Source organism: Rhizobium sp. FKY42, from assembly GCF_005222835.1.
GTDB lineage: Bacteria > Pseudomonadota > Alphaproteobacteria > Rhizobiales > Rhizobiaceae > Neorhizobium.
Genome location: NZ_STGA01000029.1, coordinates 373,927 through 397,149 on the forward strand (window position 1 = coordinate 373,927; position 23,223 = coordinate 397,149).

20 protein-coding genes are annotated in these 23,223 nt (G+C 57.1%); 8 read left to right on the plus strand and 12 right to left on the minus strand.

Translation table 11 applies throughout. The features are described 5' to 3' along the window. Window positions 1-138: 138 nt before the first annotated feature. Both E8M78_RS12645 and E8M78_RS12650 read left to right on the plus strand, forming a co-directional pair. Window positions 139-2,244 carry a S9 family peptidase gene (locus tag E8M78_RS12645; protein ID WP_246658307.1) on the plus strand — a complete coding sequence of 702 codons (2,106 nt, stop codon included), beginning with the start codon at window positions 139-141 and terminating at the stop codon, window positions 2,242-2,244. Window positions 2,245-2,300: 56 nt separating this feature from the next. Next, on the plus strand, window positions 2,301-2,960 hold the full coding sequence (locus tag E8M78_RS12650; protein ID WP_137135366.1) for an SAM-dependent methyltransferase: 660 nt from the start codon (window positions 2,301-2,303) through the stop codon (window positions 2,958-2,960). 458 nt (window positions 2,961-3,418) lie between these two features. Here the strand turns inward: E8M78_RS12650 and E8M78_RS12655 are convergent, their stop codons facing one another. The 4 genes from E8M78_RS12655 to E8M78_RS12670 form a co-directional block, all read right to left on the minus strand. Further along, window positions 3,419-4,879: a PepSY-associated TM helix domain-containing protein gene (locus tag E8M78_RS12655; RefSeq protein WP_137135367.1), complete on the minus strand. Its 1,461-nt coding sequence runs from the start codon at window positions 4,877-4,879 to the stop codon at window positions 3,419-3,421. A gap of 146 nt (window positions 4,880-5,025) precedes the next feature. Continuing rightward, window positions 5,026-5,418, minus strand: coding sequence for a hypothetical protein (locus tag E8M78_RS12660; RefSeq protein ID WP_137135368.1), 393 nt, complete (start codon window positions 5,416-5,418; stop codon window positions 5,026-5,028). A 75-nt stretch (window positions 5,419-5,493) separates the two neighbouring features. Continuing rightward, window positions 5,494-8,460, minus strand: a complete 2,967-nt coding sequence (locus E8M78_RS12665; RefSeq protein WP_137135369.1) for a hypothetical protein — start codon at window positions 8,458-8,460, stop codon at window positions 5,494-5,496. A 475-nt stretch (window positions 8,461-8,935) separates the two neighbouring features. Then, window positions 8,936-11,746 (minus strand): hypothetical protein, encoded by a 2,811-nt coding sequence (locus tag E8M78_RS12670; RefSeq protein WP_170973413.1) that lies wholly within the window; start codon window positions 11,744-11,746, stop codon window positions 8,936-8,938. A gap of 635 nt (window positions 11,747-12,381) precedes the next feature. Here E8M78_RS12670 and E8M78_RS12675 point away from each other — a divergent pair. Beyond that, entirely contained in the window at window positions 12,382-13,995 is a 1,614-nt protein-coding gene (locus E8M78_RS12675; RefSeq protein WP_137135371.1) for a diguanylate cyclase, read from the plus strand. 142 nt (window positions 13,996-14,137) lie between these two features. Further along, entirely contained in the window at window positions 14,138-14,422 is a 285-nt protein-coding gene (locus tag E8M78_RS12680; protein WP_137135372.1) for a hypothetical protein, read from the plus strand. 95 nt (window positions 14,423-14,517) lie between these two features. Here the strand turns inward: E8M78_RS12680 and dmeF are convergent, their stop codons facing one another. Both dmeF and dmeR read right to left on the minus strand, forming a co-directional pair. Beyond that, a complete protein-coding gene (dmeF, locus tag E8M78_RS12685) occupies window positions 14,518-15,528 on the minus strand; it encodes a CDF family Co(II)/Ni(II) efflux transporter DmeF (RefSeq protein ID WP_137135373.1) in 1,011 nt (336 codons plus the stop codon). Window positions 15,529-15,545: 17 nt separating this feature from the next. Further along, a complete protein-coding gene (gene dmeR, locus E8M78_RS12690; RefSeq protein ID WP_137135374.1) occupies window positions 15,546-15,824 on the minus strand; it encodes a Ni(II)/Co(II)-sensing transcriptional repressor DmeR in 279 nt (92 codons plus the stop codon). Window positions 15,825-15,944: 120 nt separating this feature from the next. On the opposite strand from dmeR, the gene E8M78_RS12695 reads away from it, so the two are divergent. Both E8M78_RS12695 and E8M78_RS12700 read left to right on the plus strand, forming a co-directional pair. Then, window positions 15,945-16,361, plus strand: a complete 417-nt coding sequence (locus tag E8M78_RS12695; protein ID WP_137135908.1) for a helix-turn-helix domain-containing protein — start codon at window positions 15,945-15,947, stop codon at window positions 16,359-16,361. Window positions 16,362-16,566: 205 nt separating this feature from the next. Further along, a complete protein-coding gene (locus tag E8M78_RS12700) occupies window positions 16,567-17,055 on the plus strand; it encodes a GNAT family N-acetyltransferase (RefSeq protein ID WP_137135375.1) in 489 nt (162 codons plus the stop codon). Window positions 17,056-17,131: 76 nt separating this feature from the next. Here E8M78_RS12700 and E8M78_RS12705 read toward each other — a convergent pair whose 3' ends face one another. From E8M78_RS12705 to E8M78_RS12715, 3 genes are all read right to left on the minus strand, one after another. Continuing rightward, on the minus strand, window positions 17,132-18,049 hold the full coding sequence (locus E8M78_RS12705; RefSeq protein WP_137135376.1) for a cytochrome c: 918 nt from the start codon (window positions 18,047-18,049) through the stop codon (window positions 17,132-17,134). A 96-nt stretch (window positions 18,050-18,145) separates the two neighbouring features. Beyond that, a complete protein-coding gene (locus E8M78_RS12710; RefSeq protein WP_246658333.1) occupies window positions 18,146-18,559 on the minus strand; it encodes a cytochrome c in 414 nt (137 codons plus the stop codon). A gap of 269 nt (window positions 18,560-18,828) precedes the next feature. Continuing rightward, window positions 18,829-19,431, minus strand: a complete 603-nt coding sequence (locus tag E8M78_RS12715) for a superoxide dismutase (RefSeq protein ID WP_137135378.1) — start codon at window positions 19,429-19,431, stop codon at window positions 18,829-18,831. Window positions 19,432-19,609: 178 nt separating this feature from the next. On the opposite strand from E8M78_RS12715, the gene E8M78_RS12720 reads away from it, so the two are divergent. Further along, window positions 19,610-19,942: a hypothetical protein gene (locus tag E8M78_RS12720; protein WP_137135379.1), complete on the plus strand. Its 333-nt coding sequence runs from the start codon at window positions 19,610-19,612 to the stop codon at window positions 19,940-19,942. Between the two features lie 431 nt (window positions 19,943-20,373). Here E8M78_RS12720 and E8M78_RS12730 read toward each other — a convergent pair whose 3' ends face one another. Beyond that, complete coding sequence (locus tag E8M78_RS12730; protein WP_137135381.1) at window positions 20,374-21,261, minus strand: branched-chain amino acid aminotransferase; 888 nt, start codon at window positions 21,259-21,261, stop codon at window positions 20,374-20,376. Window positions 21,262-21,820: 559 nt separating this feature from the next. Between E8M78_RS12730 and E8M78_RS12735 the strand changes: the two genes are divergently transcribed. Next, window positions 21,821-22,648, plus strand: coding sequence for an aldo/keto reductase (locus E8M78_RS12735; RefSeq protein WP_137135909.1), 828 nt, complete (start codon window positions 21,821-21,823; stop codon window positions 22,646-22,648). Between the two features lie 18 nt (window positions 22,649-22,666). Here the strand turns inward: E8M78_RS12735 and E8M78_RS12740 are convergent, their stop codons facing one another. Then, window positions 22,667-22,939 (minus strand): Txe/YoeB family addiction module toxin, encoded by a 273-nt coding sequence (locus E8M78_RS12740; RefSeq protein WP_137135382.1) that lies wholly within the window; start codon window positions 22,937-22,939, stop codon window positions 22,667-22,669. Beyond that, on the minus strand, window positions 22,936-23,190 hold the full coding sequence (locus E8M78_RS12745) for a type II toxin-antitoxin system prevent-host-death family antitoxin (protein WP_137135383.1): 255 nt from the start codon (window positions 23,188-23,190) through the stop codon (window positions 22,936-22,938). Before E8M78_RS12745 ends, E8M78_RS12740 begins: the two co-directional genes overlap by 4 nt. Between the last annotated feature and the right edge of the window lie 33 nt (window positions 23,191-23,223).

Here is a 23,223-nt window from a genome sequence, read left to right on the forward strand (position 1 = left end):
CATCGGACTGCAAAAATGTAAAATGTGATCAGGTTTTGGCGCGGGCGTCGGCTGAAAGCACGCGGGATGCCCGCTTGTTATGACGCGATGTTCCGCCTATCTCTGGGGCACATTCACATTGATGCCGGAGACTGCCCGTTGGCCTATACACGCAAAGCCTTTTCCAACCTTCCTTCAGCGCCTGTTGCACCCAAGAAGCCAAAGACGGACACCCGCCACGGCGTGACGCGCACGGATGACTATGCCTGGTTCCGCGCCGACAACTGGCAGGCGATGTTCAAGGATACATCCATTCTCGACCCGCAGATCCGGGCACATCTGGAGGCGGAGAACGCCTATATGGAGGCGGCGCTGGGCGATACGGCAGAGCTTCAGAAGCAGCTGTTTGCCGAAATGAAGGGTCGCATCAAGGAAGACGACAGCTCCATTCCAGTGAAAGACGGGCCTTATGCCTATGGCACACTGTTTGTGACCGGCGGCGAGCAGCCGCATTATTTTCGGACCCCCCGCGATGGCGGCGAACGGCATGTGATGCTGGATGGCGACAAGGAAGCGGCGGGCAAGGATTACTTCCGTCTGGGTGGTCTTGGGCAAAACAGCGACCACAGCCACGGCATCTGGGGCTATGACGACAAGGGTTCGGAATATTTCACGCTACGGGTGCGCAATCTCGAGACTGGGGAAGATCTTGCCGATGTGGTGGAAAACACATCCGGCGGCGGGGCGTGGGCGCCCGATGGCAAGAGCTTCTTCTATACGCTGCAGGACGAGAACCACCGCCCCTCCAAGGTCTTCCACCACATCATCGGCCAGCCGCAATCTGCCGACCGGCTGGTGTATGAGGAGAAGGATCCCGGCTTCTTCATGGGGGTTGGCGGCTCTCTACTCGATGATTTCATCTTCATCGACATTCACGACCACGAAACTTCCGAATACCGCATCCTGTCCACCAAGGACCTGACAGCCGAGCCAAGACTGGTGGCCGAGCGCGAGGAAGGCATCGAATATTCGATGACCGAGGGCGGCGATGTGTTCTACATCCTGACGAATGACGGCGACGCCAAGGATTTCAAGATCGTGGAAGCGCCGGTTTCGGCACCGGGCAAGGAAAACTGGACCGAGATTGTGCCGCATGAGCCAGGCCGTCTTATTCTGTCCCACGCAGCCTATGCCCGCCATCTCATCTGGCTGGAACGACGCGATGGTCTGCCACGCATTGTGGTGCGAGACCGCAAGACGGGTGAGGAACATGCGATTGCCTTCGACGAAGAGGCCTATTCGCTGGGCCTGCACGGTGCTGCGGAATATGACACCGATGTCATCCGCTTCTCCTATTCTTCCATGACGACGCCGAGCCAGCTGTTCGACTACAACATGGTGACCCGCGAGCGCGTGCTGTTGAAGACACAAGAAGTTCCTTCCGGCCACAACCCGGATGACTATGTCACCCGCCGCGTGATGGCCCCTGCCCATGACGGCGAACTGGTGCCCGTTTCGCTGCTTTACCGCAAGGATACGGTTCTGGATGGCTCGGCGCCCTGCCTGCTCTACGGCTATGGCGCCTATGGCGTTACGATTCCCGCTTCCTTCTCCACCAATGCGCTGTCGCTGGCGGATCGCGGCTTCGTCTATGCCATTGCCCATATTCGCGGTGGCAAGGACAAGGGCTTTGCCTGGTACGAAGACGGCAAGATGAAGAAGAAGCAGAACACCTTCAAGGACTTCATTTCTGCGGCCGATCATCTGGTGAAGGAAGGCTTCACCAGCTTTGACAACATTATTGCCGAAGGTGGTTCGGCTGGCGGCATGCTGATGGGCGCGATTGCCAATATGGCGCCGGAGAAGTTCGCCGGAATCATCGCCGCCGTGCCTTTCGTCGATGTGCTGAACACCATGCTGGACGACACCCTGCCGCTGACGCCGCCGGAATGGCCGGAATGGGGCAACCCGATCGAGTCGGAAGAGGAATATAACTGGATCGCCGCCTATTCCCCTTACGACAATGTGGGTAACAAACCCTACCCGCCGATCCTCGCCATCTCCGGTCTTACCGATCCGCGCGTGACCTATTGGGAGCCGACGAAGTGGATTGCCCGCCTGCGTGCCACCGCGCCGGACGCCGGACCTTATCTCTTGAAAACCAACATGGCGGCAGGCCATGGCGGCAAATCCGGTCGTTTCCAGCGGCTGGAAGAAATCGCCTTCGAATATGCCTTCGCCATCAAGGTTGCAGGCAAGATGTGAGGAGCTTCAGCTTGGAGCAAGGCTACGTGATCAATTTGTCAAAGAAGGAGTAATCAATGCAGAACACCTCTCACGCTGTTATGGCTCAACGTTTCGAGCCCAAAGATAGTGCAGATGATTTCCCGACACCTCCTTGGGCAACACGTGCGTTGATTGAGCACATCATCGGAACTCATAATGTAGAAGGGATGAGTTGCCTGGAGCCTGCGGCTGGTAGAGGTTACATGGCGAATCCATTGAACGAATACTTCGTAAAGGTTGAAGCTGCGGATGCTCATCCCTACGGCTTCTGTCAGGTAAAAGACTTCCTTAAATACCCTTATGAAGCCCAATCACATGATTGGGTCATCACGAACCCACCATTTCGGCTTGCGGAACAGTTCGTGGAACGCGCTCGTTTCGTCGCCCGCCGTGGGTTCGCCATACTTGCTCGAACTGTATTCTTGGAAAGTGTGGGGCGGTACGAAGGTATTTTTCGATCCACCCCACCGACTATCTTTGCTCAGTTCTCAGAACGCGTTCCGATGGTAAAGGGCCGTGTGGATCCTAAAGCATCCACTGCAACTGGTTATGGATGGTTTGTATGGCTTCAAGGTAAAAATCATCCCTCCACGGAATTGAAGTGGATTCCACCATGCCGAAAAGCATTGGAAAGGCCCGGCGATTACCGTAATGCTCAGATTAGCTCGCTGCCTTCTTTATTCCCAGAGATGTAATCCTCAGTCCACCAGGAATACCGACAAGATACCCCTTAGAAATATAGTTGTTTGGGGATTTGGCATGAGACCTAATATTTCTGACGCGCTGCTCCCACAACGATTCGCCTAGACGTTTTTTAGACATCTTCAGGTCGACAGGTGTCAGCGTGATGTACTTCGGAATCAGATATAATAATCTTGCAAAATTAGCCTCACCATTCGGCTCCCCAGCCAAAATCTTAATTACAACCTGGGAAATTTCCGCTTCTGAAGTTCTCTTTGTGCTACTCAAGCCGTTTTCCTCACTAGCTGCTAAAGTATTATGCGCCCTCCCAAATAGGTTGTATATAATTCGGTTTCAATACTGCTACTGAACGCAATGGTCGCAATTTCTAGATTCTATTTAAGATTGCAATCTATAAACCTGATCCACCCCTCAAAATGGCGGATCAGGTGCGAAGCCTAACTGGAATTAACTACTCCGCAGGTGCTGCCTGCAATCTGCGGCCTGCCCGGCGGGATTTATCAAGCCTCCAGCGGACGAGATCCACCACCACGAAGGCCAGCAGGCTGAGCCCCATCAGCGGCAGGGCGAAGCCCAGCGCCACGCCCACGACCAGCACGCCGAGCTTTGCGGGAAAGCCCAGATAAAGCCAGGATTGCGCGAGTGTGCGGGCGGGCGCACCGGCTGGCGGGCGACGTTTCCACCACATGGCATAACCATAGACGATGGAGACCGAGAGTGCCGATCCAATAAGCGCAATGACAATCTGGTTCAGGACACCGAACTTGATGCCCATGTGCAGATCAATGCCCCAGCGGATGAGCTTCGGCACGATGGTGAAGGTGGCGAAATCGGCGCGGCTCGTCACCGTCATGTTGCGTGGATCAACCGCCACCGTATCCACCTGCGTGGGGGTAGAGCGGTCATATTCGCGCACCATCCAGGCCTTGTCCGCCGATTTCGACGGGCGGATTTCCACCAGCGGACTGTCGATGATACCGGAGGATTTGGCCGTGGCCAGAACCTGATCGATCTGCGTTGCCGGATCGGGAACACCCGCGCTGACGGGTGCCGTGCTGGCCTTGCCATGATCGGCATGCGCCGAATGATCCGCATGGGCTGCATGACCGGCGGCGGCGGGCGCGGCGGCGGCTTCCAGCTTCAGCGAAACGGAGGGTGTTTCCCACGCCAGGGACTTGCGCAGAGCGGTGATATTGTCGCCGGCATATTTGGACCAGGTCAGACCGGTTGCCGAGAGGAACAGAAGGCCGATGCCGATCCACAACCCGATGGTGGTGTGAACCCGGCGCAGGCCAGCGGTTTTTCCGTCTCTCGTGCTCGTCTGAACGGAATCTGTCCCACGCCGCCAGAACCACAGCAGGAAACCGCCGATGGTGGCAATCCACAGCCATGAGGCAGCCAGTTCGCTGTAATTGCGCCCGAAATCCCCCAGCAGCATGTTGCGGTGGAAGACATCGATGATCCAGCGAATGGGCAGGACGCCGCTGGTACCATAGACGACGAGATCGCCCTTCACATCCAGCGTGACCGGATCGACGAAGACTGCCCGCGTTTCGGAATCGCCCAGCTTGGGATCGGCAAACATCACACGCGTCGTCTTGCCTTCGGCTGTGGCAGGGCGCACTGCGAACAAGGATTTATCCGCACCATAATAGGCGCGCGCCGCATTGACCTGCGCCTCAAGGCTTTGCGGCTGACCGGAGGCGACGCCGTTCAGATAGCTGCGATAGACATAGTTCTCGAGCTGCGGCGTCAGCACATAGGCCGTGCCGGACAGAGCCGCGACCAGAATGAACGGCCCGACAAACAGGCCGATATAGAAATGCAGGCGGGTGAGAAAGGCGCGAAACTCGCCTCCGGTGGATGATGCAGCAGACTTCTGCGCAATCTTGCTAGGCTGTGCCGAGGTCATGACCGACCTCCAGCAGAAGGAGAGACGCTATCAACGAGACTGGCGCAGAATTGCGCGCGCGGACTAACGCATCCGCCTGACGGGAAAGATGACATGATTTGCTCCATGAGCTTGAAAAGGGACGGGAAAACCCCGCGTTCAAGGCATCATGAAAGCTGCGGCGGCCCTCTGGCGTGCGGCGGATGAAAGGGCTTGGCAGAAAGCGGCGTTTCTGCCTGAGCCTGCCAGACGATGGTCTGCGCCGTGGGTTCATGTGGCGGAAGAATGCGCAGGAAGCTGGCAAGGCCCGGCGCGATACTGCAGGCCAGTTGGCACAGCGCCAGACATTGCGCCTTGCCTTCAGAACGCGCGGGGTCTTCATCCGAACCAAGACCCATATGGGTGGAACAGATGGTGAAATCGCCGTTGAGCGCCTGCACCACCATGCTTTGCTGGAAAAAGGCGCCAATGAACAGCTGGAGCACAAGCGCATAGGAGAGCAGAAGCGCCGTCAGGCTCCTGCCCAGCAAACCAGCCGGTGCTCGTTCATTCGTCCCCATCCATCGGCATTGCCACAAGCCTGCCCAAGTGTCACGGGGGATCAACCGGTTACCCCCGCGACATTTTGCGCAGCCTCAGGCTGCCATCTCGAAGCGCTGCCTGTTTGCCTGACGAACGGCATCCCAGTCAAAAGGCGTCAGATCATCCTTGTACATATTGTCGAGATGCTTCTGATAGAGCCATTGCTTTTCAGCTTCCGTAGTCCAGGGGTCACCTGCTTCCGGATAAAGCTTCAGATAATCGCTGGTGGTGTTGCCCGTCAGCCGGCTGAGATTGTGATCCAGCTCAGCACCTGCCTTCTTGTAGGCTTTCTCTGTTTTGACATCCTGCCAGAAATTGAGGAACAACAATGCGCCTGTGCTGAGAATGCTAAAGGCTGCGCCAAGAGCGGAGACGATTGCGCCGCCGGTTCCCATAAAAAGCGACGCGAAGCGTGACGTCTGGAGAACCGTCGCCGGAACCAGCGTTTTGACGATGCCAAGAGCGCTATCGATCGCGATGCCGACATCTGCACCGATGGCGATGCTGGTGAAGATCTTCTCTGCCGTATCCAGCTTGCCCGCCTTGAGGTTCCGCACAAAGGCAAAGATATCCAGAGGCAGCACGGCCATGCCAACCGCACCGCCGAGCAAGGCGCTTCCCTTGGTGAGAGCCGTGCGCGTGGCCTGTTTGGCAGCATCGGCATATTCGCCAATCGAAAACAGGATCTTTGCGTCGAGCGATGGTTTTATGCTGCTGCCCACCGCATCCATGATTTGGGCGGCCCCGCCCACAGAGCCCAGCACCAGCCAGGACAAGGAAACCTTATCGAACTTGCCGCCACTGAGAACGCCCGTCTGGACCGTGCGGATGATGCTGAGAAACGCCGATCCGTACTTGGCCATGGTTTCCATCTGCTGATCAATGCTGACGGCACCATCAAAGAAGAAGCCCTTGCTGTTCGACGCCAGTTCCTTGGCTATCGCAAAGAGCTGATTTGTCGAACCGCCCGGCTTGCTGAGAGACCAGAGCTGGCCGACAAAGCCCATCAAATTCACCTTGTATCGCGTAACCGCCGCCTCATCGTCTCCGAACAGACCTTTGGCAACCGAGGTGGCATAGGTCTGAAGAATCTCATCGAAACTCTTCTCTGCCTCCCTGGTGACATCGATGATGGGCTTGCGCACGACACTGTTGGGCAGGAGCGTGGCGATCTCATCAGTCATCTTCGCCATGCTGCGCTCCAAACCCTCCGGGCTGAAACGTTGCAGGAGACTGGAATCCCACATCCGGTCTTCGGTGCCGAACACGGTTTTCGCAAGTGCGCTGTTGTCGCTCTGGTCGGTGTCGCGCAACACGCCTTCCGGGTGGCTCGTGCGGGCAAGACCCTTGCCTTCATAGCCGACAGCCAGGGCGGTGAGAGATTGTACATCCTGCAGCGCATAGCCCGATCCGGCGCGATACATGCCGACAAGAAGCTTGTTGGCCGTCAGATTCGCCCCGCGCACCAGGCCGTTCAATGCAGTCGTGACCTCGTTGCGGTAGGCGGATAGCGGATGGTTGTTGAGCAACATGCTGTGCCTGACCCGTTCCAGACTTCCGGCCAGGGTCAGGCCATCCAGGCCGCCATCCAGCCGCCCCACCAGCGGGCGCAATTCCTGCAGAACGAGGCTGGCAAAGCTCGACCGCTTTTCACGGGCCGCCTCGGACGTGCCGAAGATCTGCGTGGCCATGGCTGCAACCGTGGGCAGGAATGCCGCGGTGAACCCATCCTGCGGCACTGTGGGAGAAAGCCCGAGAGCCTTGATTTCCTTCAGCGTTTCCGGATCGACTTTCAGTTTGGCCAACCGATCCATATAACCTTCCGTCTTCAGCGTCAGGCCAAGATCGGCATAGGTGTCTCCATTGATCGTGGGTGTCACCAGGCCGATGTGGTCTTTCTGCGCCTCCGGCACTTCAAACCCAAGGGCCGCGGAATAGACGAGAGACTGGCGAGCGGCCTCAGCATCGGGCAACAGAGGCTCCACCCTGCTGCTGTAGAATTCGTTGTAGGCCTTCTGGATTGCCGCCTGATTCTGCTCGATGACATCCGCCGGAAGCACACTGCCGAAGGCTTTCAGCGCCGTGTTGTAATTGGTCAGGATGGTCTGCTCGTTGACACCGCGCGCAACACCATCCTTGAACAGGCCGCCCTCAACGATCTCACTTCGGAACTGTTGCTTGATATCCGAGCGCAGCTTTTCCACCGCCTCGGTATAGGCCGCATCATGTTTGCCTTCATCATTCTGGAAGCGTTTGCCATCCAGAATCTGACGTGTGCCCTGCAGATACTCGCTCGAGAGCAGGCCCGCCACCGAGGGGTCCTCCAGCAGTGTCTGCATGGCCTGCTCGATATCCTTCCTCACCTCAGGCTCGTTGAGGATGGTTCGCATCTGGCCCGTATTCGGTTGCAGACGTGCCTCGCGATAGGCTTCGAACTGACCTTTGACCTTCACAAGATCGATATAGCGGGCCAACTTCTGTTCGGGGGTGTAGTTCTGCGGGTTCTGATAGACATCCAGGCCATCCGGTGGCCGTGATGCATCCGCATATTTTTGCTCCAGATAGGAGAAGAACTCCTGGTTGATCCGCTCATTGCCGGTGAGACTCCCGATCAGGCGGGACAGGGAGGCGGAAGCCTCGGCATGATCCAGCGGCTGCTCGGCCAGTTTGTTTGGCGGAAGCGCGTCTTTCAGCCCTTGCTCCGTTAACGGATTGAATTTCGCATCATAGCCGACGATCCTGCCCTCAACGCTCGTAACGGTGCGCTGATTGGGATCCGGCTGCAGATCCTTTGGATCGACCGGTTTCTTCTGCTCCGGCTTCTTTGTTCCAGCCATCGGCTTTTTAGCAAAGTCGCGTTTCTGCAGCCCATCGAAAGAGATATATCGGGCTGCCGTCTGCTGCGGTTCAATTTTCTTCTGAGCCGCCTGGACTTCGGAACCGGCATCTTTCTTGATTGTCTCCTCGCCAGTTCTGTTCGCAGTTGTTGCTATCGACCTTTCACCGAGAATGACTCCCATCAATATTCCCCACTATATTCGTTATTAATTTTATATTTTAATTTATATTTATTTGTCCTTTTGCAATCGTCAATGTCTGTTTGCGACATAAATACAATCAAGAACATCATCTGTTTCAGAGTGAACCATGCGCGATTGCAAGTACCGCCATGGCCGCTGGACATAGCCTGGCAGGCAAACGCAGAGCCTCAAAATCATAAGGAATTGGGGATGTGGGGATGTGGGACCGCTACTGCGATTTTGACGTGTGCACGGTGAAAAGGAAGACGGCCCACTGGCATCGCTAATGCGCCAGCTCAAACCAGTGCTCATGCGCCAGCTCAAACCAGTAATGTGCTGGCCAGTAATGTGCCGGGCTTCTCAAAATCTGGACGAGCGGAGCTCCCCCAAGCGTAGCGGGCCAGAACCGGGTAAAAAGTGTGACACGCTGACACTGGGCGATCCTGTCGATCGCCCAGTGGTATCCTATGCCAGATCAGGCACCGCCGGAAGCCGCATAGTATTTGCGGTTGTTTTCCCGCACGGCATTCCAGTCGAACGGCGTGATGTCATGCTTATACATGTTGGCGAAGTGTTGCTCGCGAAGTTTCTTCTTGTCTTCCTCATTCTCCCACGGCGTACCGGAACTTGGGTAGCTCTTGAGATAATTTCGCGTGGTATTGTCCGTGAACCGACTGAGGTTGGCGTCGATCTCCTTGCTGGCCTTTTCGAAGGCGGCGCTGGTTTTGAAGTTCTGATATATCACAAGACCAATAAGAGCCAGACCGTTCAGAGCATTGAAGGCAGCTCCAAGGCCCGCCGTGATCGCGCCACCTGCCCCGAAGAACAGCGATGCAAATCGCGACGCCTGTAGTGTCGCAGCAGGGATGAGCGTGCGCGCCATGGAAATGCCCGCATCCACAGCAACCCCGACGTCCGTGCCGATGATGAGACCATTGAAGATCTTGTCGACGGTATCAAGCTTGCCCGCCTTCAATCCCTGGACGAAGCTGAAGATGTCGACAGGCAACCACGCAATATCCACCGCTGCACCCAGAAGTGAGGCTGTCTTCGGAAGGGCAGAACGTGTCTTTTCCGCAAGCCCCTTCGCCACTTCGTCAAACTGCATGAAGATGAGGCTTTCGCTCAACGGCTTCTGGTACTTGATCTCCTTCATGCTCATGCCAATGTAATCCATCAGATGCGACGTCGCGGTCGCAGTCGTCAGAACCTGGCTTGCAATTCCTTCCGGTGTTGAATTCTGCCCCAGAAGAATTCCGCTGTAGATGGTGCGCTGCGCGCTCAGGAACAATGTGGCTGTTTTTGCCAGAACCTTTTCCTGCTCCGCAATACTGACGCTGCCCGTGAAGGTCGCACCTTTATCCTTCGCATACTGGGATGCAAGGAGATAAACCTTATCCAGGGAACCTCCCGGCTTGATGACCGAATTGATGTTGTAGACCATTCGTACAAGGTTTCCGGAAAAGGTTTCGATGGCCTTAGCGTCATTGCCATACAGCCCCTTGGCGACGGTGTCCGCGTAGGTTTTCAAAACCTCATCGTACTTTTTCTGACCTTCAGAAAGCAAATCGAACACCGGTTTCTGGACATCGGCATTGGGAAGAAGTCTTTGCAGTTCCTCGCTCATCTTGGAGGACATGGGCTTCAGCGTGTCGTAGCCGAACTGCTTCAGCACTTCCGAATCCCATTTCCGTCCTTCGGTGCCGAAGACCTTGATCGCCGTGTCGGCAGGCTTGAAGTCTCGCGGCACCAATGAAGCATCCATGGGGTGAGCACCCTGGGCAATCCCCTTGCCCTCATAGCCGACGGCAAGCGCTGTGAGGGCCTGAACCTGCCTGATATCATAGCCCGATCCCGCACGATACATGCCGTCGAGCAGCTTGTTGCCCGTCAGGTTCGCGCCACGCACAAGACCATTGAGCGCGGTGGTCACTGCCGCCGCGTCCGACGAAAGTGGATTGCTTCTGGCCGATACAGTCCGGGTGATATCGGCAAGCGCCGTGTTGAGGGTGGCATCCGTGAAGCCACCATCCAGTTTGGTCACCAATGGCCGCAGTTGTTCGAGAACCTGGCTGGTAAACTCGGTGCGCTTGGCCTTGGCTGCATCGGAACTGCCATAGACCTGAGTTGCCATGTTGGTAACAGTCGGCAGGAACGACGCCGTAAACCCATCCTGAGGTATTTTCGCGGAAAGCCCCAGCGCCTTCATTTGCGCCGCCGTATCCGCATCCACCTTCACGGCAGACAGGCGATCGACCAGCTTGTCGGTCTTCAACGCAAGGCCGCTGTCAACATAGGTTTTGCCATCAATAGTGGGCGTGACGAGGCCGACATTGTTTCTGAGCGAATCCGGCAGTTGAAGCGAAAGGGCAAACGCGTTGATCATTGCCGTTTGCCCGCCAGCGGCATCCGGCAGCAGTGGCTCGACATTCGACGTGTAGTATTGATTGTAGCTCGCATCAATTGCCGTCTGATGCTGTTCGATATAGGCCGCCGGCAGTACGCTGGCAAATCCCGTCAGGGCCGAATTGTAGTTCGTCAGAACCGTTCTCTCGTTAATGCCGCGGGCAATACCATCCTTGAAGATGCCACCATCAACGATATCCGCCTTGAATTGCGTCTGGATATCGGTCCGCAGCTTTTCGACGGCATCGGTGTAAGCCTTATCATACTTGCTTTCGTCGGTCTGGAAGCGTTTCCCGTTGAGGATTTCACCGGTTGCCTTCAGGTATTCCGAGGTCAGCAGGCCGGAGACCGTGGGATCTTCCAGCAAAGTCTCCATGCCCTGCTGAATGTCCTTCTTCACCTCTGGCTCGACCAGAATGGTCGCCATCTCACCGGTGTTTTCCTGCAGGCGCGCTTCGCTGTAGGCGTCATACTGCGCCTTGAGGTTGACGAGATCGACATAGCGCCCCAGCTTCTGCTCAGCCGTATAGTTCTGCGGATTCTTGTAGACATCCATGCCATCCGGCGGACGGGATGTTTTACCGTATTTGTCGTTCAGATAAGCGAAGAATTCCTGGTTTATCCTTTCCGAACCCGTGATGGTCTTCATCAGCGCCGAGATGGATTTGGAGGACTCGGCCTGGTCAACAGTCTGCTGCTCCAGCTTGTTCGGCGGTATCTGCGCCCTCGCGGCAACCTCGGTTATCGGATTGAAATTCTTGTCATAGCCGATGATGCGCCCACCACCGCCGGTCGAGGTCGTGCCCGCATCCGAAGTTGCGCTCGAAGCGCTGGAGGAGCCGCTGCCAACTCCAGACGTCGAAAGCTTGCTGACAACCACCGGACCGCCTCCCGACGTCGGCGTCCCCGATTGACTTCCAAGGTCTGCGTCCACGGTAAGGGAGGCTGGCTTGGATGTCGTCGACACCTTTGGCGAAGGAGCGGGCTTGGCGCCTGAAGATCCGCGGGAACCAGAACCACTTGAACCAGATCCACTAGAGCCAGATCCGCTGGAACCAGAACCACTAGAGCCAGATCCGCTGGAACCAGATCCACCGGCTGGAGCAATTTTCCTTGGCGCGGAACCGGAAGTCTTCTTTTCCTTACCGGTAGATGCTGTTGAACTATCGTCGCTTATATCGACTTTTTTTGCTTGCGTCGACGCTATACGCATATGCAACCCCTCTTACATATGTAAACGTTCTATTATATATCTAACTATATTTAATTGCCTCTTCAATTGATTGGAACTAAATTTTTCTGTACTTGGGCCAGCATCTGACAAACGATTGATTCAAAATAAAAATTAATTTTCGAGGCCTTCTATTGACCCAATATTGATCGCTTGCGACCAGAAAGGCGCGCTGCAAATGGAGTGCAGCAAAGGGTCTCGTTAAATAAAATTGAGCATAGTATAGGCTGCGGAGACCTGATGCTTGGAAGTGAGTCGACGCTCTGGTCGACGTGGGGTGCACCTTGGAAACGTCAATCTGGCTTCTCATCTCCGTTCTGGTGATGGCTGTGCTCATTATTCTCGGTGCCATCCGCGCGCCAGATGCACCAGGACGCAAGGCGTTTACCCTCTCCATTCTGTTTGCGCTGTCCTGGACGGCGGCAGTTCTTGCGCGTCATTCGTCCAGCGATCTGGAATTCAAAATATGGGCCTGCAAGTTTGCCTGGTTCGGGATTATTGGCACACCGCTTTACTGGTCGCTGAGTTTTCTAACCTATGCGCGTGGACGCGGCGCGGAGAAACGCTGGCAACTGGCTTCGATTGGTTTGATCAGCGCCGCCTTTGGAATACTTGCGCTCACCAATGACTGGCATAACTGGATGTATATCCGGTTGATCGACGAGAGAACGATGCTGTTTGAGCATGGCTGGCTCTATCAGGCGGCGATGTTGTTTGCCTATTCGGCCATGGCCATTGCATTTGTACTTGGGTTGACGCTGACAATCCGCGCGCGCGGCATTCATCGCTGGCAGCTTTGGGCGCTTCTGGCTTCGGCCTTCTTTCCGCTGGTGGGCAATGTGTCCTACACCGCTTACGGCTTTACGATCTTCAATGATGACCCGACGCCGTTCATCTTTGCAGCAACGGGCGCCTTCATGCTGGGTGCACAACTGTTCGGCCAGTTGTTCGTGCTACCGCCCATCGGGCGCGATGCGATCTTCGAGGTTTTGCCGGACCCGGTGATCGTGCTCGATGCGGAAGATCGGATTCTCGAACTCAACCCTGCGGCTGCCACCCTGCCCGGCATGCCACGTCAGGCCATCGGAAGCTCGCTCGCCACCCAACCGGAGTTCGCCCCCATCCTGCAAGCGCCCGCCTCAAGCGATGGAGAGCGCAGCGAAATCAAGCTGGGTGACCAGGGCATTTTCGAGGTATCCGCCCATTCCCTGACGCCCTGGGGGCGGCGCGGTGGACGCATGATCGTGATGCGCGATATTTCACTGCGAAAGGCGGCGGAGGAGCGCATGGCCGCGCTTTCGCGCGATCTGGAAATGCGACTGCATGAAAATGTGGAACTGCAGAACCTCCTGAGGGAGGAGGCATCGCGCGATCACCTGACGGGACTGTATAATCGCCGCCACGCACAGGACATTCTGCCAGCCCTGCTTCAAGGCGCCTCGGCACGCGATCGCGTCGCGGTGACCGTGGTCGATATCGATCACTTCAAACTTTTCAACGATCGTTATGGCCATCAGACAGGCGATACGGTGCTGAAACTGTTTGCCAAAATGCTGACGGAGGAACTGGGTGACAATGGCCAGGCGTTTCGCTGGGGCGGAGAAGAGTTTCTGGTCATCCTGCCGGATTGCGACCGCAACGAGGCCCTTGTCCATGCTGCCCGCTGGCAGCAACGCCTTTGCGCAACGTACATTCCCGGCGTGAACGATCTGGCGCTGACCTTCTCCGGAGGCCTGTTTGTGGCACGCGGCGACCAGGTTTCCCTTGAAGAGGCCGTCAAGGCTGCCGATACCGCACTTTATGCAGCAAAGGCTGCGGGCAGAAACCGAATGGTAACTTTTGGCGAATATGCCGGTCTGCAGCAGCCAGAGAAGAAAAGCATCGCGCTACCCAGATGAGGGGCTGCAGCGAAGCACCACCCAGCAAGCTTCAATTGAAGTCAACTCTCCAAACATGCTCCGCGCACGCCACGCAAGCTTCGCGCAAGCTTCGCGTATTAAGAAGTGGTTAACTTAGGTAACCATATTTCAGGTCAACGCGATGCAGATCGACAGCGGAATGAATGGCTACGGTTATTCAGCTCGCCCCTACAAGGCAGAGCGGAAGGCCGAGGAAGCCCTCCCCCAAACGACGGAAACGAGCCGGATTTCCTTGAGCGGCATCACCGGCAGCAGCACGTTGCTTTCCTCTTCGCTGGCGAATGCACTTTGGGCAGTTGAGGGCGCGAAGACCGGCGACGAGCCGCCGAAGGCACAGGCAGCACCGCTGATCCAGACCGGCACGCACACGGTTTCTCAGATCGAAGATATCTATTCCGAATTCTGATCTCTTGGAGATCTGAAATATTCGATGCCCGAACCATGGCGGCGTGGTTCGGGCATTTTTGTTTCGCATATGGCAAGCTACCTCACATATGCCGTTCAAGCCGCGCGCGCCACTTCCACCGTGACATGAGAGAGCGTCGTCAGATCGCGAAGACGCTCCTTGTAGGACATCGGCTCTTCCGGCTCCTGCGCGACGATCGAGAGGATTGCCGCGTGATGACCCGGCCCCACTTGCCACAAATGCAGGTCGGCAATGCGGTTTCCGTCCGTTTCCAACCGCTCGCGAATTTCCTCGGCCAGTTCGGCCTTTTCCGGCACGGCATCGAGCAGGACGCGCGAGGTATCGCGCATCAGCCCATAGGACCAGCGGGCAATCACCAGACCGCCGACAATTCCCATCAACGGATCGAGCCAGATCCAGCCATAGGCACGACCGAACAGAAGCGCACCGATGGCGAGAACGGATGTCAGGGCGTCGGCCAGAACATGCAGATAGGCGGCACGCAGATTATTGTCTCCCACATGGCAGGGATGCGCATGGCTGCCGTGGTGGCCGTGATGACCATCATGTCCGTGTTCGCCGTGGTGATGATGATGATCGTGATGATGGCCCCCGTCGTGGTCGTGATGGTGGCTGTGCCCATGATGATGCGGTTCATCACGCAGCAGCCATGCGCTGAGGAGATTGACGGCAAGCCCGACAATGGCGACCAGAATGGCCTGGGTGAATTCGATTTCCACCGGATTGGCGAGCCTTATGATGCTTTCGGCGGCAATCAAAAGCGCAATCAGCGCCAGCACGATGGCGCTGGCGAAAGCGGCAAGATCCCCCAGCTTGCCGGTGCCGAACGTGTAGCGGCTGTTGCGCGCCTCACGCCGCGCATACCAATAGGCAAGTGCCGCAATCAGCATGGCACCGGCGTGCGTAGACATGTGCCAGCCATCGGCCAGCAGCGCCATCGAGCCATACCAGGTTCCGGCAAGAATTTCCGCGACCATCATGCTGGCTGTCAGTGCGATAACCCACCAGACCTTGCGCTCGTTACGGGCGTGGTTCTCTCCCAGAAACACATGCTCGTGCTTGGCGTCTTCGAAGTGAACAGCCATATCCTGCCTCCCATCTGTTATTCGCCGCGCATATAGGTGCGCAGCGCCTCTGCCAGTTCGCTGGCTGCCTGACGGCGTTCCGCATCCGTTTCGGCCTGCACCACGTGCTCGCTCAGATGCTCCTGCATCAGTTCCACTGTCAGGCCGGACAAAGCGCCACGTATGGAGGCGAGAAGCTGAAGCACATCCCCGCAGGGCTGCTCGCTGTCCAGCGCCCGCTCAACCGCCTCCATCTGACCTTTCAGCCGACGGATGCGGGCAATCAGTTTGTCCTTGCTGCGATGGGTGTGCGACATGATCATACCTATAAGATAGGGGACTACCCTATCACTCAGATGCGACCTTGGCGAGATCTGACATTGAATTCTGCGCTAACTAGCATAAATTCCTCGAGAGACTAGAGGTTTTTAATGATGATGTATTCTATCGGTGATTTATCGAAACGCACGGGCGTCAAGGTTCCCACCATTCGCTATTACGAGCAGATGGGCCTGATGCCGGAGGGCGAACGCACGCAGGGCAATCAGCGCCGCTACAGCCGCGATGAACTGGAGCGGCTCGCCTTCATCCGCCACGCGCGTGATCTCGGCTTTGAGATTGCCATGATCCGCGAGCTGATTGCTCTGAGCGAGCATCCAAAGGCGCCGTGCGAAGGGGCAGACCGGATTGCAGCGGCGCATCTCGATGATGTGCGCGACAAGATCGCCCGGCTGAAAAAGCTTGAAAGCGAGCTGGAGCGCATTGTTTCACATTGCAGCGGCGGGCATACAGTGGAAGAATGCTATGTCATTCGCTCGCTATCGGATCACGGTTTATGTGATCATGAGCATTGAGGAAGCGAAAGCCGCTTGACTCTGAAACGATTATATCGCACTGATCAGCCATGATGATCGTACACGCACCCATCGCTGCCATGTATTTTTGGGCCTACCGGTAACGGGCGGCTCGACAGATCACAATGTCAACAAGCCGCCGTCAGGCGGCTTTGTTGTAAGAAAACGGCACCTGACGGCACCACAACAACAAGAGGATGCCGCAATGACCGAAGATACCGAAATCTCCATCGTTCGCCCCGCCGTCGTCAACATCCGTGTTGCCAAGCCGCGTGATCTACCCGAACTCAACCAGATGATTGCGCTTCTGGCGGCCCATCACGGTGATGCGGCGGCCATGACACCCGACAAGCTGCAGCGCGATCTCTTCGGCCCGATGCCGTGGATCCAGGCGCTGGTGGCCGATACGGGCGAAGAACTGATCGGCTACGCTATTCTGGTGCCGCTTTACCGCGCACAGGAAGGCAAGCGCGGCATGGATCTGCACCACCTCTTCGTGCGTGATGGTCATCGCGGCCACGGCATCGGCCAGCACCTTGTCAGCCGCGCGCGCGATTGCGCCATTGCGCAGGGCTGCGATTACCTTTCCGTTTCGGCCGCGACCGGCAATTTCGCCGCCCATCGCTTCTACGAGCAGATGGACTTCGTGCCGCGCCCGGTGACAGGCATGCGCTATATGCAGGCCTTGGCGTAATTTTCAGCCCATGGTCCTCTGATGACCAAAGCCTTTGTTTGCATCGGATTATCCGAAAACCGGGGGCCGCCGCGGCTTACTCCTGCTTCGGCACGGCCTTCAGATAGGCGGCGATGGCCTGGATATCCTGCTTGGGCAGATGGGCGATGTTCTGCTGCACTTCCGCCATGGAGCCGCCGACGCTATCGAATTCCGGCGTAAAGCCGGTTTCGAGATAGCTGACGATCTCCTCCTCGCTCCATTTGCCCATGGTGGTGGAGCCGGGCGTGATGTTGGGGATCTTGCCCAGCCCTTCCGGGTTCGGGCCGCCTGCCAGCCATTTGCCGGTTTCCAGGCCGCCCAGCGCATTACGCGGTGTATGGCATTCGCCGCAATGGCCCGGACCTTCCACGAGATATTGCCCGCGCTTTACCTGATCGCTGGCATTGGCGATCTGAACCCGTGGGCTTTCATCCAGGAACAGAAGCTTCCAGCCGCCAAGCGACATGCGAATGTTGAACGGAAAACCGAGGTCATGCGCAGGTGCGACATTGGCGCTGGCGGGCAAGGTCTTGATATAACCGAAAAGGTCGTTGATGTCCTTTGGCGTCATGCGCGCATAGGAACTGTAGGGGAATGACGGATAAAGATGTTCGCCGTCCGGGCCAACACCACGCGTCATGGCATCGCCGAACTGCGCCAGCGTCCAGTTGCCGATACCCGCTTTCGGGTTAGGCGAAATGTTGGGAACGTTGAAGGTGCCAAATGGCGTCGGCAGCGCGTGACCGCCGGACAGAACCTTGAGATCCTCGCCCTTGGCACCCGTTGCAGCATGACAGCTGACACAGCCGCCCGCCCAGAACAGTTTTTCGCCATTGGCGACATCCGGACTGCCCAGGTTGGCCCAATATTCGGCCGGATGCGGCTTTGGCTTGGTAAGAGCATAGGCCACGGCACCCCCCCCTGCCACCACGACCAGACAGCCGAGAATTATCTTTGTCAGGGTGGATGCCATGAACGCTCTCTCAATTTCCGACGACTGGCTTGCAAAAAGCCGAGCAAGCTGGCCATGGCCTGAAGATAAGGATCAGGCCATGGCGAATTACCTCAATCAGCGCTTCAGACGGTAGGTCTGGTGGCAGGCGCTGCATTCGCCGCCGAGCGTCTTGAGGGCAGCACCAACAGCGGCCTGATCAGCCGGCGCAGAAGCCAGAATGGTTTCCGCGTCCTTGGCAAGCTTCAGCGACTTGGCCTTGAAGTCATCCATGTTCTGCCAGATGGCCGGAGCGGCAGTGGTGTTCTGTCCGGTTTCCGAGCCTGCCGGGAAGTGGTTCGGGAAATCCTTGGAGGTGGTGGCAATCGTCGACAGAGCCTTCTTCACCGTCTCCGCATCATAGGGCTTCTCGCCCTTGGCAATTGCACCGAGCGCGCCGATGGAAGCGCCGATCTGCTTCATCTGTGCCTGGCGGACGGCCTGCGGCTCATCGGCTGCAATGGCTGTAGCGGCGCCAAGACAGATGGCCATGGTAGCGGCAATGGCTGTGCGGAACTTCATAAATTTTCCCTCTCGCTTGTGACGCGACAGGCCATCCCCGAAGCGTCTCGACAACAGCCGCAGATTACACGCCAGCACGTTGAAAGGAAGGCGTTTTTCGGCACACACAAAGTTGTGAACCGCTGCGCTGAAATGTAGCGAAAGCTCAGGTTTTGTCTATCTTCGGGCCGTTCATGGGACACGAAAAAGCCCGGCGGAGCGATGGCTCCCGCCGGGCTTGAACCTGCGATGGTTCGTGCTTACTTGGAAGCCGCTTCGTACATTTCCAGCACGTAATCCCAGTTGATCAGGCTATCGACAAAGGCTTCCAGATACTTCGGACGCGCATTGCGATAGTCGATGTAGTAGGAGTGTTCCCAGACGTCGACGCCGAGGATCGGGGACGCACCGTGAACCAGCGGGTTTTCGCCGTTCGGGGTCTTGGAGATGACGAGCTTGCCATCCTTCAGCGACAGCCATGCCCAGCCGGAGCCGAACTGCGTGGTGCCGGCAGCGATGAAATCTGCCTTGAACTTGTCGTAGCCGCCGAGATCGCTGTCGATTGCAGCCTGCAGCTTGCCCGGCAGCTTGTTGCCGCCGCCATCCTTCTTCATCCACTTCCAGAAATGGATGTGGTTGTAGTGCTGGGCAGCGTTGTTGAAGAGACCGGCATTGGTGCCGAAGGACTTCTTGACGACTTCCTCAACCGAGAGGTCTGCCAGACCGGCTTCAGCAGCCAGCTTGTTGCCGTTGTCGACATAGGCCTTGTGGTGCTTGTCGTGGTGGTATTCCAGCGTCTCCTTCGACATGAAGGGCTGCAGGGCTTCGTAGTCGTAAGGGAGTTCAGGAAGTTCGAAGGCCATAATCTTACTCCTTTTTCGGCAGAACCTTTGGATATCAGGTTGAGCGGGAACATAGGTTCCCGCGCGGCCATAGGCAACCGGCCAGAGGGGAAAATTCGGCACATCCGGCATTTGACTCAAGCAAAGTTTTGCTCCCTCCTCGGGCTGAGACACACCGGAAAATTTTCAGGAGATTCTTATGACAATACCAAACGTCGTCTTCGCAACCGGCCTCCTGCTGTGCGCTTCGGTTCTGTCCGCACATGCGTCCTCGGACGATGCCTGGGGTGAATTTGCAAAGGAGGTGGAGGCGGCCTGCGGCAAGGCAGCTTCCCGGCTCATCGAGAAACCGGTGAGCGTGGTGGATCCCTTTGGCAGCGAAAGCTATGGCCTTGCCCTCGTCAGCGGCAAGGCGAAGGGCGCCAAACAGACCATTTCCACCATATGCGTCTTCGACAAGAAGACGAAGAAGGCCGAAGTGGGTTCGGAGCTTTCTGCCGATCATGTAAAGGTTACGCCGAAGCGGGAGTGACCGGGCGTGTTTGATCGGGTCAAGGCATGAAAGTAGAGTGCGAGACGACTCGTGGTAATCTTGCCTATGGATAGGAGCACCGCGGATGATACGTCTTCTGGCCTATCGAGGATATTCAGCCTTTTGTGGAGAGAACTCCGCTTTCTCCTGGATTGCAGCAGTTGACGCGGACGCGGACGGCATAGAGATAGATGTTCGCCAGAGCAGAGACGGCGTCTTCGTGTGTGCACATGACCCAGATCTGAGGCTACAGTATGTCGCGTTCAATCGTCCTCGATTGAACGATAACGTACATGCGGCAAGATAAGATCGAAAGCGCGGCTCTACTGGATCCAATAAGGTGCGCCGCGCTTTAGATGATCAATGACCCACTGGCCGCGCGCAGCACGCTGGAGGACGGAAGCGCCGCGCAGGCGCCCCCGAATTCCTGCTCAAGCGGCGGCCTTCTTGCCCGACTTTGCCCAGTCCATGTAAAGTTCCAGCGCCTTGGCTGCGATGGGGCCTTCCTGGAACTGCCGGTCGTCCAGCCGGTTGATCGGCACAATCTTGGAATAATTGCCGGAGGTGAAGATCTCGTCGGCGGCCTTGAAATCCTCCACCGTCAGCGTGCATTCGCGCACATCGTGACCGGCGGCGCGCAACAGGCCGATAACGCGCGAACGGGTGATGCCCGAGAGAAACGTGCCGTTGGCAACCGGCGTCATGATGACACCATCCTTGACCATGAAGATGTTCGAAGATGCCGTTTCCGCCACGTTCCCGTTCATGTCCCGCATCAGGGCATTGTCGAAACCGCGGTTCTTCGCCTCGATGATGGCGCGGCCGCTATTGGGATAAAGGCTGCCGGTCTTGGCGGATGTCATGGCGACTTCCGGGTTCGGGCGGCGGAACGGCGATACCGTCAGCGAACTCGGTTGGGCGGTGTGCATGGCCGCTTCGAACAGGCAGAGCGCGAAGCGGGTCGATTCCGGATCGGCAGCGACGACGGAGAAGGGCGAACCGTGCTCGGCCCAATACATGGGCTTGATGTAGATGGCGGTCTTGCCATCGAATTTCTTCACGCCTTCCAGCGCCAGATGTTCGATTTCCTCCGGCGTCTTGGTAGGCTTCATGCCCATGTTGATGGCGGAACGGTTGACGCGCTGGCAATGCAGATCGAGATCCGGCGAGATGCCATCGAACCAGCGCGCGCCGTCAAACACCGTGGAGCCCAGCCACATGGCATGCGATGTCGGGCCGATAAGCGGCGGGTTGCCGCTGATCCATTCGCCATCGACGAAGGTCCAGGTGGTGCTGCGGGGCGCTGTGTTGACGGACATTTTTCTTCTCCTCGGATACCGTTTTCACGCCACTGAATGCCCGCAAGACGGGAGGGTCAAGAATTTTTTGTCGCCGATTTTCCGATCGAAAGAAAATTGCGCCAAAGCGGAAAATCCGGACATATCCCGCTTCCATCCGTCAGGCGCACACATAGACCTATCAGCAGGAGTGATCGATCACCGCTATGGTTGGCGCTGATGCTGTTGCGGTTGTGGCAGGAGCGGAGAATCCTGCCCTGAGCTTTGGCCTGACATTCTTGGCGAGTTGAACTGGCGGTCGATCATCGGGATGCTCATGACAATGGCGATGAGAGCCACAAGCAACAGGAACCAGGTAATACGCATCGGCCTCGTTTCTCATTCATCGGGTAAGCACCATTGCACACTTATGAGGCACAAATTCGGTGTGTGCCATGCGTTGCGTCAAATGCCATCCGTCCCGACGTCGAAGTTGGCGGTTGCTGCTTGACCTCGCGCTTCTCGAACCCAAGTAGAGCAAGGCTCCATTTCGCCTGAACAGGCTTCAGGTTTCACCAACATGTTTGACGAGGTACATATGATTCCGACCGTTACCGCCAATGGCGCCAATATCCCGGCGCTGGGCTTCGGCACTTTCCGCATGCCGGGCGAAGATGTCACGCGCGTGGTTCCCAAGGCGATCGAGCTTGGCTTCCGCCACATCGATACGGCACAGATCTACGGCAACGAGGCCGAAGTGGGCGCCGCCATTCAGCAATCCGGCGTGGCCCGCGGCGATATCTTCCTGACCACCAAGGTCTGGGTGGACAAATTTGCGCCCGATGCCTTTGCGCATTCAGTGGATGAAAGCCTGAAGAAGCTGAAGACTGACTATGTGGATCTTCTTCTGCTGCATTGGCCGCAAAGCGATGTGCCGCTGGCGAGCCGCATGGAGAGCCTCAACGCCGTGAAAAAGGCTGGCAAGGTCCGCAACATCGGTATTTCCAACTTCAACATCGCCATGATGGAGGAAGCGGCAGAGCTTTCGGATGCGCCAATTGCCACCAACCAGGTGGAACTCCACCCCTATCTCGACCAATCGAAACTGCTGGATGCGGCTCGAAAGCATGGCATTTCGCTGACCGCCTATTATCTGATGGCGGATGGCCGCGTGCCAAAGGACGAGGTTCTGCAGGATATCGGCTCGCGCCATGGCAAGACGGCGGCACAGGTGGCGCTCCGCTGGGCGGTGCAGCAGGCGGACGTTATTGCGCTGTCCAAGACGGCGACCGTGGAGCGCCTTCAGGAGAATTTCGACATCTTCGACTTCGATCTGACTGAAGCGGAAATGGGCGAGATCGCGAAACTGGCGAGACCCGATGGCCGCATCGTGAACCCCGGCCATCTTCGCCCGCCGCACTGGGATTGAGCGGGTAAGCGGCCGATCTTACTTCACATAGTGATAGCGGCACTGAATGATTTGCAGGCGCTGGTCCTCTCCGGTGCCTGCGACATTGTAAACGATGCGATGGTCGGCGGTGATGCGGCGCGACCAGAAGCCGGACAGGCTACCTTTAAGTGGTTCCGGCTTGCCCAAACCTGCAAAGGGCGACCGCTTCATGTCCTTGATCAGTTGATGGATGCGTAGAACCACCGCCTGATCACTCTCAACCCAGAACTCATAATCAGCCCAGGCATTTTCCGTCCAGACCAATTTCATTCGGCAGTCGGATCCCGCTCGACCACCCGGCCCTCAGCCAATTGCTCCATGCTCTCACGCAGACGATCCGCGTTCGCAGGGTTGGAGAGAAGATGCAGCGTTTCCTGCATGCTCTCAAATTCGCCTTCCGCGATGACGACCACAGATTCCGCTCCCTGACGCGTCACCAGAAGCGGCGCACGCGATTCAAGAACCGCATCAAAATGCGAGGCGAAGTTCTGGCGAAATTCTGTAAAGCGAACGTGGGGCATAGATCACCTTTTATGTACAGAAATATGTACATA

Excerpts from the sequence above, each read along its gene's own strand:
- E8M78_RS12710 (WP_246658333.1), bottom strand. The coding sequence starts at position 18,559 with ATGGCCATCTGTCTTGGCGCCGCTACAGCCATTGCAGCCGATGAGCCG.
- E8M78_RS12655 (WP_137135367.1), bottom strand. The coding sequence starts at position 4,879 with ATGACCTCGGCACAGCCTAGCAAGATTGCGCAGAAGTCTGCTGCATCA.
- E8M78_RS12715 (WP_137135378.1), bottom strand. The coding sequence starts at position 19,431 with ATGGCCTTCGAACTTCCTGAACTCCCTTACGACTACGAAGCCCTGCAG.
- E8M78_RS12700 (WP_137135375.1), top strand. The coding sequence starts at position 16,567 with ATGACCGAAGATACCGAAATCTCCATCGTTCGCCCCGCCGTCGTCAAC.
- E8M78_RS12740 (WP_137135382.1), bottom strand. The coding sequence starts at position 22,939 with ATGAAATTGGTCTGGACGGAAAATGCCTGGGCTGATTATGAGTTCTGG.
- E8M78_RS12650 (WP_137135366.1), top strand. The coding sequence starts at position 2,301 with ATGCAGAACACCTCTCACGCTGTTATGGCTCAACGTTTCGAGCCCAAA.
- dmeR (WP_137135374.1), bottom strand. The coding sequence starts at position 15,824 with ATGTCGCACACCCATCGCAGCAAGGACAAACTGATTGCCCGCATCCGT.
- E8M78_RS12680 (WP_137135372.1), top strand. The coding sequence starts at position 14,138 with ATGCAGATCGACAGCGGAATGAATGGCTACGGTTATTCAGCTCGCCCC.
- E8M78_RS12720 (WP_137135379.1), top strand. The coding sequence starts at position 19,610 with ATGACAATACCAAACGTCGTCTTCGCAACCGGCCTCCTGCTGTGCGCT.
- E8M78_RS12745 (WP_137135383.1), bottom strand. The coding sequence starts at position 23,190 with ATGCCCCACGTTCGCTTTACAGAATTTCGCCAGAACTTCGCCTCGCAT.
- dmeF (WP_137135373.1), bottom strand. The coding sequence starts at position 15,528 with ATGGCTGTTCACTTCGAAGACGCCAAGCACGAGCATGTGTTTCTGGGA.
- E8M78_RS12660 (WP_137135368.1), bottom strand. The coding sequence starts at position 5,418 with ATGGGGACGAATGAACGAGCACCGGCTGGTTTGCTGGGCAGGAGCCTG.
- E8M78_RS12665 (WP_137135369.1), bottom strand. The coding sequence starts at position 8,460 with ATGGGAGTCATTCTCGGTGAAAGGTCGATAGCAACAACTGCGAACAGA.
- E8M78_RS12705 (WP_137135376.1), bottom strand. The coding sequence starts at position 18,049 with ATGGCATCCACCCTGACAAAGATAATTCTCGGCTGTCTGGTCGTGGTG.
- E8M78_RS12730 (WP_137135381.1), bottom strand. The coding sequence starts at position 21,261 with ATGTCCGTCAACACAGCGCCCCGCAGCACCACCTGGACCTTCGTCGAT.
- E8M78_RS12695 (WP_137135908.1), top strand. The coding sequence starts at position 15,945 with ATGTATTCTATCGGTGATTTATCGAAACGCACGGGCGTCAAGGTTCCC.